This is a genomic window from Kitasatospora griseola (assembly GCF_044999035.1).
Classification (GTDB): Bacteria; Actinomycetota; Actinomycetes; order Streptomycetales; family Streptomycetaceae; genus Kitasatospora; species Kitasatospora griseola.
Genome location: NZ_CP173360.1, coordinates 2,946,115 through 2,959,212, shown reverse-complemented (window position 1 = coordinate 2,959,212; position 13,098 = coordinate 2,946,115). Strand labels below are relative to the sequence as shown.

Sequence of the window (13,098 nt, the reverse complement as noted above, 5' to 3'; positions counted from 1 at the left end):
GGGGGAACCGGCGGGGCCGAGAGGGAGCGGCCTGCAGGGGGGTCAGACCCGCTCGTCCTCGGGAAGGGTGATCACCCAGCGGGTCGCCTGGCGGGGCCGCAGGTAGAACGCCCAGTACAGGCCGGCGGCGGCGGTGATGCCCAGGGTCCAGTAGAGGCCCGGGCCGGCGAGCTTGAAGAGCGTGAAGCCGAGGGCCGCGATCACCAGGATCGGCAGCGCCGGCCACAGCGGCTGGCGCCAGGCGGGGGCGTGCTTGTGCTCGCCGCGGCGGGAGAACAGCGAGCCGACGGCGACCAGCAGGTACAGCGCGGCGACCGCGACACCGGTGATGTCGATCAGCAGGGTCTGCGGCACGAAGCAGAGCACCGCGCCGGGGATGCCGACCGCCAGGGTGGAGACCCACGGGGCGCTGAACTTGTTGAGGGTGCCGAAGGCGTTGTTCACCGGCTCCGGCCAGGCCTTGTCGCGGCCGGAGGCGAACAGCACCCGCGAGTTCTGGATGACCATGACGATGCCGGCGTTGATGATCGCCAGCGCGATGCACAGGCTGATGAAGGTGCCGACGCCGGTGTTGCTCCAGCCGATCACCAGCTGCGAGATGTTGCCGTCGGTCAGCGCGGTCAGGTCGGGCGCGCCCATGGTGATGGCGGCGACCGGGATGACGATGATGGCGACCGACAGGCCCAGCGTCCACAGCACGGTGCGGGCGACGTTCTTGCGCGGGTTCTCCAGCTCCTCGGAGAGGTAGATGGCGGTGGAGAAGCCCTGGGTGACGAACAGCGCGGTGCCCATCATGGCCAGGATCCCGGCGAAGCCCACGCCGGAGGTGGCGCCCGCCGCATCGGCGACGGTGCCGTGCAGCATGGTGTCCGCGCCGCGCTCGGTGTGGGTGAAGCCGAGGAAGGACACCACGGCGCAGGCGATGACCTCGAGCACCAGGAAGATGCCGGTGATCCAGGCGTTGGCCCGCAGGTCGAGCAGACCGGCGACGGTGGCCGCGATCATCACCACGGCGCCGGCGATCTTCGGGTCGACGTGGATGATCGGTTCCAGGTACTCGGCGGTGCCCATCGCGATGATGGACGGCACGATCATCACCACGATCAGCGACTGGATGAAGACCAGCCAGCCCGCGAACTTGCCCGCCAGGGTGCCGACCATGGCGTACTCGCCACCCGCGGAGGGCACCAGGGTGCCGAGCTCGGAGTAACAGAACGCCACCGCGATGCAGATCACCGAACCGATGGCGATGGCCATCATGGTGTAGGTGCCGAGGCCCTGGAACAGCTCGGGGACGAGCACGAAGAGGGAGGAAGCCGGGGTCACGCAGGAGAGCGTGAGCAGCGTGCCGCCCACGACGCCGAGCGATCGGGCGAGCTTCTTCGGGGCGTCCGCGCCGGTGGCGGCGCCCGGGGCGGGGGCCGCTGCCTGCGGGGGGAGCGTGTCGGTCATGGGGCATCCGATCGGCTGTTCGGCGGTGTGACTGGGGGTGGGAGCGGTATCGCCTCCGAAACACGTAATCGCGGGTCTGGTTCTCCATCGCTCCCGATGCGCCAGGTTGCCTGGGTGAAAAGGCTCCGTCAACGCGCCAGCAGCTGCGGAATCCGTTGCCGAAACCCGGGTTTTCCTACGGAACGCAGCTCCCGGCGGGCGGGGCGCATGTTTCCACCGCGGCAACTCCGGTGAACTGCAGTTGAATCGAAGGTGAAGTGATCTGCGCAACTCTGATTCAAAGGCATTGTGCCGACCCGGCCGGAGGCCTGAAAACCCAGGCCGACCGGCCGTCCGGGTACGGGAACCGAAGGAGGGGGCCGGAAATCGAAAGATAACGTTATGGCACCGTTCGGCCCCTGGGATGCCAGAGGGCCGGGTCCCGTTCGGAACCCGGCCCCATTGGTCACGGTGCGTGACGTCCGCCCCGGCTACTGCTGGATCGGCAGCCAACCGGTCTGCACCGTCTGGCCCGCCTGGATCCGGCGGGAGACGAACACACCACGGCCCGGCGGCAGCGGCTGCGGCTTGACCGTGCCCAGCAGCGCGCCCTCGCCCTTGTCACCGGACATGATCAGACCCTGACCGCCCAGCTCGCGCATGCGCTGCATCACCGGCTCGAACAGCGAGCGGCCGGCGCCACCCGCGTTACGGGCGATGATCAGACGCAGGCCGATGTCACGCGCGAACGGCAGGAACTCCGCCAGCGGCGCCATCGGGTTGCCCGACTGAGTGGCGACCAGCTCGTAGTCGTCCACGATCACGAACATGTCCTTGCCGCTGTACCAGCTGCGGTTGCGCAGCTGCTCCGGCGTGACGTCCGGACCGGGCAGACGACGCGAGCAGGCGCCGCGCAGCATCTCCACGATCGCCGACATGGCGGGCGCGGCGGCCGCGTACTCCACCAGGTACTCCGGCGGAACCACGCCCAGCAGCGAGCGGCGGAAGTCACCGATCACGATGCCGGCCTGGTCCGGGGTGTACCGCTCGGTGATCTGCTTGATCAGCATGCGCAGCATCGCCGACTTGCCGGACTCGCTCTCACCGAAGACCACGAACAGCGGGTCGCTGTCGAAGTTGATGAACACCGGCGCCAGCTCGACCTCGTCGACGCCGAACGCGACGCCCAGCTCGGGGTGCTCGAAGCCCTTGGGCAGCGAGTTGCCGTCGAGCACCGGCGGCAGCATGCGCACCTGCGGGGCGCGCGGGCCGGTCCAGGCCGAGTTGATCTGGGCCACCATGTCGGCGACGCCGTCCACCAGGTCCTGGGTCTCGCTGGAGCCGTCGATGCGCGGCAGACCGGACAGGAAGTGCAGCTGCTCGTGGGTCAGACCGCGACCCGGGATCGCCGGCACGTTCGCGGCGACCTTGCGGGCGATCTCCGACTCCATCGAGTCACCGAGCTTCAGCTCGACGCGGTTCTGCAGCTGGTCCTTCAGCGCCGGGCGGACCTCGGCGTAACGGGCCGCGGTGATCACCACGTGGACGCCGTAACCGAGACCGCGCTGCGCGATGTCGGCGATGACCGGCTCCAGGACCTCGAACTCCTGCTTGAAGGTCAGCCAGCCGTCGATGAACAGGAAGACGTCGCCGAACTGCTCGTCCGGCAGCTGCCCGTTGGCCCGACGGGTGCGGTAGGTGGCGATGGTGTCGATGCCGGCGGAGCGGAAGAGCTCCTCACGGCGGTTGAGCACCCCGTGCACCTCGCTGACCATGCGGCGGACCTTCTCGACGTCCAGTCGGCCCGCCACGCCGCCGACGTGCGGCAGGTCGGCCAGCGAGCCGAAACCGCCACCGCCGAAGTCGAGCAGGTAGAACTGCGCCTCCACCGGCGTGTGGGTGACCGAGAAGCCCGTCACGATGGTGCGCACCATGGTCGACTTCCCGGACCGCGGGCCGCCGACGATCATGCCGTGGCCGGCCGCGCCCGAGTAGTCCAGGTACATCACGTCGCGGCGCTGGTCGCGCGGCTTGTCGACGATGCCGACCGGGACGACCAGGTTGCCCTGGCGGATCGAGGCCGGGGTCAGACCGCGCTCCGGGCTGACCAGCAGCGGCTCCAGCAGGCTGTCCACCGAAGGCGGCGCCTCCAGCGGGGGCAGCCACACCTGGTGGGCCGGCGGGCCCTGGCCGATCATGCGCTGGACGAACACGTCGAGCATGGTGTCCAGCAGCGCGTCGTCCTTCTCCTCCTCCTCGGTCGGGTCGGGGAGGACCTCCTCCACCTCGGGCTCGATGATCTCGACCTCGGCGGCGGTGAACAGCACCGGCTGGGCGGTGACCACCCGGCCGCCGACCGCGCGCTGCTGGCCCGGCGGACGGTACTTGCCGGACACGTACGCGGCCCGGAAGCGCTCCATCACGTCGGAGCCGAACTTGAGGTAGCCCACGCCGGGGATCGGCGGCAGGTGGTAGGCGTCCGGCACGCCGATCGCGGCCCGCGACTCGGCGGCCGAGAAGGTGCGCAGACCCAGTCGGTAGGACAGGAAGGTGTCCAGACCGCGGAGCTTGCCCTCCTCCAGTCGCTGCGAGGCGAGCAGCATGTGCATACCGAGCGAACGGCCGATACGGCCGATCTGGATGAACAGGTCGATGAAGTCCGGCTTGGCGGTGAGCAGCTCGGAGAACTCGTCGATGATCATCAGCAGCGAGGGCAGCGGGTCGAGCGGAGCGCCCGCGGTACGGGCCCGCTCGTACTCGTTGATGTTCGCGTAGTTGCCCGCCGCGCGCAGCAGCTCCTGGCGGCGGTTCATCTCGCCCTCGATCGCGTCGCGCATGCGGTCGATCAGGGTGGCTTCGCCCTCGAGGTTGGTGATCACGGCCGCGGTGTGCGGCATCTCCGCCATGCCGGCGAAGGTCGCACCACCCTTGAAGTCCGCGAGGACCAGGTTCAGCACCTCGGAGGAGTGGGTGACCGCCAGCGCCAGCACGATGGTGCGCAGCACCTCGGACTTGCCGGAACCGGTCGCGCCGACGCACATGCCGTGCGGGCCCATGCCCTCCAGCGAGGCTTCCTTGATGTCCAGCCAGACGTACTCGCCGTTGCTGCCGACGCCCAGCGGGACGCGCAGCTTCTCCCGGATCGGCTTGGGACGCCAGTGCCGGGCCGGGTCGAAGGAACCCGGGTCGCCGGTGTGCATCATCTCGGTGAAGTCCATCGAGACCAGCGACGGGTCGCTGTCGTCGCCGCCCGCGGACGCCCGGAACGGCGCCAGCTGACGCGACAGCGCCTCGGCCTGCCAGCTCGACAGGGTGTCCGGCTTGCCCGGGTAGCTGGCGCCGGAGGCGGCCTCCAGCAGCAGCTCGTGCTTGCCGACGGTGATCACCAGGTGGCCGTTCGGCTCGTCCAGGTCACCCGGGACGACCTCGATCACGGTGACGCCCTGGACGCCCTCCGGACCGGCGATCAGCGAGTCGACCGGCACCGAGGCGCCGTCCATGATGACCACCAGGTGCGGCTGGTCCGAACTCGGCGTGCTGTCACGGGAGAAGCCCTTGCGGCCGGCCAGCTCGTTGGCCAGCAGCTCCTCCAACTCGCCCAGCCCGTTGGCGATCAGGCGCCGCGAACCGGCGCCGTCGTTCTCCTTGCGGTGCTGGGTGTGCGGCAGCCACTTCGCCCACTCCCACTCCTCCACCGCGCCGGGCGCGGCGGCCACGCCGATCATCAGGTCCTCGGGGGAGTGCAGGGTCGCCAACTGGGCCACCATCGCGCGCACGTTGCCGTACACCGAGTCCGGGTCGCCGCACACGGTGATGTGGTAGAAGGCGCGCAGCGACACCGCCAGCGGCAGGTCCTGCAGGGTGCCGTGGGTCTTGATGAAGGTGCCCATCGCCTCCGCGGCGAGCGGCTCCAACTCGTCCATCGGCGCGGTCTGCGGCGCCACCAGCGGCGTCGACAGCTGCAACGGGCCCAGGCCCACCCGGATCTGCGCGAAGTCCGGATCGGTCGGCCGGCGCTCCCACAGTCGGCGGCCCTCGGCCACGATCGACCACAGCTGGTCGGGCTCCGGGTGGGTGAACAGCAGCGCCCCGCGCTGACGTTCGGCCGTGCGACGCACCTCGCGGCGCTTCTGCTGCAGGTACTTCAGGTAGTCCCGGCGCTCGTCCGAGGTCGCCGCACTACCGCCCTTGCGCGCCTTGACGATCTGCGCCACCGCCATCGCGGCGGTCGACGCGACCATCAGGACACCCATCATCTTCATCGGGCCCTGTGCGCCCGGAGAGAAGAAGAACGCCGCCGAGCCGCCCATGCCGAGCAGCGGCAGCAGCGACATCATCCAGTCCTCGCCACCGCCCCGCGGCAGCTCCGGCGGCGGAACCAGCTCGACCGGTTCCTCCGACACCGGAGGCGGGAACGCCCGCGGCGGGCGCTTGACCGTCACCGAACTCACGAGATCACCCCGCCCCCGTCGACAGCCGCAGCGCGCGACTCCCCGTCGTCAACGGTGCGCCCTCCCCGGGCACAGGGTCGGGGGCACCCCCATCGCTCGCTCACAATCCGCCCTCACGCATCTGGATACGTACGGTGAGGGCGCCCCGTGTGATGACGCCGCCCCCGCTCCGCCGAACCGCAGGCGCGCGGGGCTGTCGCGTCTTCGATCGCCGCCCCCGTACGCCGTGCGCAGGGGCCGATCCTACTGCGCGAGCCAAGCCGTTCGTCCACGGGGTCGGCCACCCGCAGAGTACTGACCCGGCGTCAACACACAACCCCCGGCGCACCTGTACACCGCCTTCATCCCCGCGCGCCGCCCGGGAGGCCTCCGCGCCCCCGCCGCAGTGCGCACTTGCGCCGAGGGGGTAGGGTGACGCCGCGCCAACTCTCGTTCGGACCGTGACAGTTCCGGAGCCGGTCGACGAGTGGTCAGCAGACTTGCCGACACAGCCAACGAGGGGGAGAGGGCCGGTGAGCACAAACGCTACGACCGGTTTCTGCCGGGTCACCGTGGTGGCACCGGACAGCCGGATCGACGTCGCCCTGCCGGAGGACGTCCCGCTCGCCGACATCTACCCGGAAGTGCTGCGGCTCTCCGGGCAGACCCAGGTGGACGGAACACCGACCGGCTTCCATCTGGTGCGGCGGGACGGCACCGTGCTCGACAGCGGACTTCCGCTGGTGGCCCAGCAGGTGCGCGACGGCGACCTGCTGAGCCTGCGCCCGTTCTCCGAGTCGCTGCCGCCGGCCGTCTACGACGACGTCGCCGACGCCATCGCCTCCGCGGTCGAGGCCGACCGCAGGTTCTGGAGCCCCGACCTGATGCGGGCCTTCGGCCTGATCGCCGGCACGGTGCTGCTCACCCTGCTGGCGTTCGCGCTGTGGTTCTCCGACCTGCGGCACAACATGTTCGGCCTGCCGGGCATCCTGTCCGGCGTCACCGCCGTCGTGCTGGTGGCCTACGCCGCCGTCCGCGCCCGGGTCTACGACGACCACGTCGCCGCCGTCGCGCTCGGCCTCGGCGCGCTGCCGCACGCCATGCTGGCGGGCTCCGGCATCATCGACGTCCCGCACGTCGGCGACGGCCCCGGCCGGCTCCAGTTCCTGGTCGGCTGCGTCACCGTGCTGGTGGTCTCCGTCCTGCTGGTCGGCCTGCTGCCGGAGAAGGACTCGGTGTTCGTCGCCGCCGCGTTCGTCGCGGCCGCCGGCACCCTGGCCACCTTCGCCGCGGTGCTGATGTCCGGCACCGCGATCACCGACATCGCCGCCGTCACCGGCGTCGCCGCGGTCGCCGCGGTGGGCTTCCTGCCCGCGCTGTCCGCCCGCTTCGCCCGCCTGCCCGTCGGCTTCAGCGCCCCCGGCCAGGCCCGCACCCGCGGCACCGCGTACGGCGAGGAGAACAGCAGCGCCGAGACCGTCCAGTACGAGCGGATCGCCGCCCAGGCCCGCCGCGGCCACGAGGTGCTGGTCGGCCTGGTCGGCGGCGCCGCCACCACCATCGTCGGCGCCTGCACCGTGCTGGGCTTCAGCGACCGCTCCTGGGCCGAACTGCTGGCCCTGGCCATCGGCGTCTCGACCATGCTGCGCGCCCGGCTGTTCCGCTACACCGCGCAGGTGTTCGCGCTCACCATCGCCGGCCTGGTCGGCCTGGCGCTGCTGATCCTGGGCCTGGCCCTGCACACCCCGCTGCACCTGGCGATGGCCGCGGCCACCGGCGGGAACGGCGGCGGCGACCTGCGCACGGTGTGGCTGTCCACGTCCATCGCGGCGGGCGCGGCGATCATGATCGCGATCGCGCTGATCGTCCCCCGCTCCGGAGTGTCCCCGTTCTGGGGCCGCATCCTGGACATGGTCGACAGCCTGATGCTGATCGCCCTGGTGCCGCTGGCGCTGGCCGTGCTCAACATCTACAACGTGGTGCGCGGCGCGACCGGCTGAGCCGCGCTGGTATCGTTGATCCGTCCGAGTCTTGTCAGGTCCTGTGCTTTCGACCAGGACCGCTCGGCCAAACCGAAGGAGATGCCCGTGGCCCTCGCCGCTGACGTCAAGAAGCAGATCATCGCCGAGTTCGGCCAGAAGGAGGGCGACACCGGCTCTCCCGAGGTTCAGGTGGCCATGCTCTCCCGCCGCATCTCGGACCTGACCGAGCACCTGAAGTTCCACAAGCACGACCACCACTCGCGTCGTGGCCTGCTGATCCTGGTCGGCCAGCGTCGCCGCCTGCTGCAGTACCTGGCCAAGAAGGACATCGAGCGCTTCCGTACCCTGGTGGACCGCCTCGGCATCCGCCGCGGTGCCGCCGGCGGCGCCCGCTGACACCGCTCGTAGGGGCGGCTCCCCTCACCGGGGGAGCCGCCCTTCGGCGCTTTCCGCGCCACCCCGCGACCACGCCCCGCGAACAGCCCGGCTTTAAAGCCGCGCTCGATAGGGTGTGAATTTGTAAGGTAAAGGGCATGCCCGCCCTTGCGGGCCGACAAGGCTTCAAACGGAAGCCGCCCGCACCGCAGGAGCGTCCACACGCCGACCGCCGCACGCCGAAAGGCGCCGGTCCTCGGTAGTGGCCGCCGGAACCCCCGACACGCGGGGACGGACCCGGTGGCTTCGATCGAAGACCGGCCCAACTGCCCGGGCCACGGCAGGCAAGCGCAGGGGCGCTCCTGGGGAGACGTACAAAAGAGGAGATCTTCCAGGTGGAAGAGAACGTTTTCTACGCCGAGGCCGTCATCGACAACGGCAGCTTCGGCACCCGCACCATCCGCTTCGAGACCGGCCGTCTGGCCCGTCAGGCCGCCGGCTCCGCCGTGGCCTACCTGGACGACGACACCATGGTGCTGTCGGCCACCAGCGCCTCGAAGCAGCCCAAGGAGCACTTCGACTTCTTCCCGCTGACGGTGGACGTCGAGGAGCGGATGTACGCCGCCGGCCGCATCCCCGGCTCGTTCTTCCGCCGTGAGGGCCGGCCGTCCGAGGACGCGATCCTCACCTGCCGCCTGATCGACCGCCCGCTGCGCCCGTCCTTCGTCAAGGGCCTGCGCAACGAGGTCCAGGTCGTCGTCACCGTCATGGCGCTGAACCCCGACCACCTGTACGACGTGGTGGCCATCAACGCGGCCTCCGCCTCCACCCAGCTGGCCGGCCTGCCGTTCTCCGGCCCGATCGGCGGCGTCCGCGTCGCGCTGATCAACGGCCAGTGGGTGGCCTTCCCGACCCACTCCGAGCTGGAGTCGGCCGTCTTCGACATGGTCGTCGCCGGTCGCGTCCTGCCGGACGGCGACGTCGCGATCATGATGGTCGAGGCCGAGGCCACCGACAAGACCATCAAGCTGGTCGAGGGCGGCGCCGACGCGCCGACCGAGGAGGTCGTCGCCTCCGGCCTGGAGGCCGCGAAGCCGTTCATCAAGGTGCTGTGCGCCGCGCAGGCCCAGCTCGCCAAGCAGGCCGCCAAGCCGACCGGCGAGTTCCCGCGCTTCCTGGACTACCAGGACGACGTGCTGGCCGCGCTGACCGCCGCCGTCAAGGACGAGCTGGCCAAGGCGCTGACCATCGCCGGCAAGCAGGAGCGCCAGAACGAGCTGGACCGCATCAAGGCCGTCGCCGCCGACAAGCTGCTCCCGGAGTTCGAGGGCCGCGAGAAGGAGATCAGCGGCGCCTACAACGCGCTGACCAAGAAGATCGTCCGCGAGCGCGTCATCAAGGACAAGGTCCGCATCGACGGCCGCGGCGTCACCGACATCCGCACCCTGGCCGCCGAGGTCGAGGCCATCCCGCGGGTGCACGGCTCGGCCCTGTTCGAGCGCGGCGAGACCCAGATCCTGGGCGTCACCACGCTGAACATGCTCCGCATGGAGCAGCAGCTCGACACGCTCTCCCCGGAGACCCGTCGTCGCTACATGCACAACTACAACTTCCCGCCGTACTCGGTGGGCGAGACCGGTCGCGTCGGTTCGCCGAAGCGCCGCGAGATCGGCCACGGCGCCCTCGCCGAGCGCGCGATCCTCCCGGTCCTGCCGACCCGCGAGGAGTTCCCCTACGCGATCCGCCAGGTCTCCGAGGCGCTGGGCTCCAACGGCTCCACCTCGATGGGCTCGGTCTGCGCGTCCACCATGTCGCTGCTGAACGCCGGTGTGCCGCTGAAGGCCGCCGTCGCCGGTATCGCCATGGGCCTGATCTCGCAGGAGATCGACGGTGAGACCCACTACGTGACGCTCACCGACATCCTCGGCGCCGAGGACGCGTACGGCGACATGGACTTCAAGGTCGCCGGTACCCGCAACTTCATCACCGCCCTGCAGCTGGACACCAAGCTCGACGGCATCCCGGCCTCCGTGCTGGCCGCCGCGCTGAAGCAGGCCCGGGACGCCCGCCTGCACATCCTCGACGTCATGAACGAGGCCATCGACTCGCCCGACGAGATGTCCCCGAACGCGCCGCGGATCATCACCATCAAGATCCCGGTGGACAAGATCGGCGAGGTCATCGGCCCCAAGGGCAAGATGATCAACCAGATCCAGGAGGACACCGGCGCCGAGATCACCATCGAGGACGACGGCACCATCTACATCGGTGCCGCCGACGGCCCGGCCGCCGAGGCCGCCCGCTCGACGATCAACCAGATCGCCAACCCGACCATGCCGGAGGTCGGCGAGCGCTACCTGGGCACCGTGGTGAAGACCACCACCTTCGGCGCCTTCGTCTCGCTCATGCCGGGCAAGGACGGTCTGCTGCACATCTCGCAGATCCGCAAGCTGGCCGGCGGCAAGCGCGTCGAGAACGTCGAGGACGTGCTCGGCGTCGGCGCCAAGGTGCAGGTCGAGATCGCCGAGATCGACCCGCGCGGCAAGCTGTCGCTGATCCCCGTCATCGAGGGCGAGGAGGGCGGCGACGCCGCCGCCTCCGAGTGACACCCCGGTAACACCCTGCGGCCCGCACGCCCCATCCGGCGCGTGCGGGCCGCGCCCTGTTCGTGAAGTCCGTGCAGTTCATGCAGTCGATGCAGCTCGTGCGGTTCGTGTAGCTCCCCTCGTGAAGCAGTAGTTGGAAGGAACACCCGTGGCCCAGGCCTCGGCGGCGAAGCAGCGCCCCGGCACCACCCGGACCCTGCTCAAGGGCACCGAAGGCGGCGCGGGCACCGTCCGCCGCACCGTGCTCCCCGGCGGCCTGCGGGTCGTCACCGAGACCCTCCCGACGGTGCGCAGCGCCACCTTCGGCATCTGGGTCGGCGTCGGCTCCCGGGACGAGACCCCGGTCCTGAACGGCGCCACGCACTACCTGGAGCACCTGCTCTTCAAGGGCACCGCCCGGCGCGACGCGCTGGAGATCTCCGCCGCGCTGGACGCGGTCGGCGGCGAGATGAACGCGTTCACCGCCAAGGAGAACACCTGCTACTACGCGCGGGTCCTGGACACCGACCTGCCGCTGGCCATCGACGTGGTGTGCGACATGCTCACCGGCTCGCTGATCCGCCCCGAGGACGTGGAGTCCGAGCGCGGCGTCATCCTCGAGGAGATGGCGATGGCCGAGGACGACCCGGGCGACGTGGTGCACGACCTGTTCGCCAAGGTGATCTTCGGGACCGGCCCGCTCGGCCGCCCGATCCTGGGCACCCAGGAGACCGTCTCCGGGCTGAGCCGCGACCAGATCGCCGGCTTCTACCACCGCCGCTACAAGCCGGAGAACCTGGTGGTCTCGGCGGCCGGCAACCTCGACCACGCCAAGGTGGTCAAGCTGGTGCAGAAGGCGTTCGCGCCGATGCTGGCCAAGTCCAAGGGCCACCCGGCCGAGGTCCGCCAGGGCGTCAAGGCGGTCCGCACCTCCGGGAAGGCCGCGGTCCTCAACCGGCCCACCGAGCAGGCCCACCTGGTCCTCGGCGTCCCCGGCATCCCGCGCCACGACGAGCGCCGCTGGGCGCTGGGCGTGCTCAACGCCGCCCTCGGCGGCGGCATGAGCTCCCGGCTGTTCCAGGAGGTCCGGGAGAAGCGCGGCCTGGCCTACTCGGTGTACTCCTACTCCTCCTCGTACGCCGACACCGGTCTGTTCGGCATCTACGCCGGCTGCCAGCCCAAGCGGGTCGAGGAAGTGCTGAAGATCTGCCGCGAGGAACTCGCCCGGGTCGTCGAGGAAGGCATCACCGAGGAGGAACTGCGCCGCGCGATCGGCCAGATCTCCGGCTCCACCGTGCTCGGCATGGAGGACACCGGCTCCCTGATGAACCGCATCGGCAAGGCCGAGCTCTCCTACGGCCACCACCTGTCGGTGGACGAGATGCTGCAGAAGATCGCCGAGGTCACCCTGGACGACGTGCACGCCGTCGCCCGTGATGTGCTGGGGGCGCACCGGCCCTCGCTCGCGCTGATCGGCCCGATCAACGACCGCCGGGCCGCCCGGTTGGCCGACCTGCTCGCCTGACCCGTCTGAGAGGACAACAGACATGACGCTGCGCGTCGCCGTGATCGGCGCCAAGGGCCGGATCGGCTCCGAGGCCGTCAAGGCCGTGCAGGCCGCCGACGGCCTGGAGCTGGTGGCCGCCCTCGGCCGGGACTCGAAGCTCACCGAACTCACCGACGCCGGGGTCGACGTCGTCGTCGAACTCACCCACCCCGACTCGGTGATGGGCAACCTCGACTTCTGCCTGCGCAACGGCATCCACGTGGTCACCGGCACCACCGGCTGGACCGAGGAGCGCCTGGAGACCGTCCGCGGCCTGCTCGCCGAAGCCCCCGGCCTCGGCCTGCTGATCGCCCCGAACTTCTCCATCGGCGCGATCCTCGGGATGAAGTTCTCCCAGCTGGCGGCCAAGTACTTCGAGTCCGTCGAGGTGCTCGAACTCCACCACGACCGCAAGGCCGACGCCCCGTCCGGCACCGCCGCCCGCACCGCGCAGCTGATCGCCGCCGCCCGTGCCGAGGCCGGCCTGCCCCCGCAGCAGGACCCGACCACGCACGGCCTGCCCGGCGCCCGCGGCGCCGACGTGGACGGCGTCCCGGTGCACTCGGTGCGGCTGCGCGGCCTGCTCGCCCATCAGCAGGTGATGTTCGGCGACACCGGCGAGACCCTGACGATCCGTCACGACTCCATGCACCACAGCAGCTTCATGCCCGGCATCCTGCTCGGCGTGCGGAAGATCGTCGACCACTCGGGCCTGACCTTCGGCCTGGAACACTTCCTGGACCTGTGAC

Annotated in this window: 7 protein-coding genes; 5 read left to right on the top strand and 2 right to left on the bottom strand. The window is 70.4% G+C overall.

Features of this window, described 5'->3' with window-relative positions:
- Positions 1-42: 42 nt before the first annotated feature.
- Positions 43-1,452: an APC family permease gene (locus ACI1MP_RS13245; protein WP_380342847.1), complete on the bottom strand. Its 1,410-nt coding sequence runs from the start codon at positions 1,450-1,452 to the stop codon at positions 43-45.
- A 470-nt stretch (positions 1,453-1,922) separates the two neighbouring features.
- Positions 1,923-5,882: a type VII secretion protein EccCa gene (eccCa, locus tag ACI1MP_RS13240; RefSeq protein ID WP_189277018.1), complete on the bottom strand. Its 3,960-nt coding sequence runs from the start codon at positions 5,880-5,882 to the stop codon at positions 1,923-1,925.
- Between the two features lie 512 nt (positions 5,883-6,394).
- Between eccCa and eccD the strand changes: the two genes are divergently transcribed.
- The 5 genes from eccD (at position 6,395) to dapB (ending at position 13,097) form a co-directional block, all read left to right on the top strand.
- Entirely contained in the window at positions 6,395-7,861 is a 1,467-nt protein-coding gene (gene eccD, locus ACI1MP_RS13235) for a type VII secretion integral membrane protein EccD (RefSeq protein WP_043909717.1), read from the top strand.
- An 87-nt stretch (positions 7,862-7,948) separates the two neighbouring features.
- The gene (gene rpsO, locus ACI1MP_RS13230) at positions 7,949-8,239 is read left to right on the top strand and encodes a 30S ribosomal protein S15 (RefSeq protein WP_030462697.1); all 291 of its coding nucleotides are present in this window, start codon (positions 7,949-7,951) and stop codon (positions 8,237-8,239) included.
- A 374-nt stretch (positions 8,240-8,613) separates the two neighbouring features.
- Complete coding sequence (locus tag ACI1MP_RS13225) at positions 8,614-10,824, top strand: polyribonucleotide nucleotidyltransferase (protein ID WP_043909719.1); 2,211 nt, start codon at positions 8,614-8,616, stop codon at positions 10,822-10,824.
- Between the two features lie 148 nt (positions 10,825-10,972).
- Positions 10,973-12,328, top strand: a complete 1,356-nt coding sequence (locus tag ACI1MP_RS13220; RefSeq protein ID WP_380342843.1) for a M16 family metallopeptidase — start codon at positions 10,973-10,975, stop codon at positions 12,326-12,328.
- 22 nt (positions 12,329-12,350) lie between these two features.
- Complete coding sequence (gene dapB, locus ACI1MP_RS13215) at positions 12,351-13,097, top strand: 4-hydroxy-tetrahydrodipicolinate reductase (protein WP_404868736.1); 747 nt, start codon at positions 12,351-12,353, stop codon at positions 13,095-13,097.
- The last annotated feature ends 1 nt before the right edge of the window (position 13,098 follow it).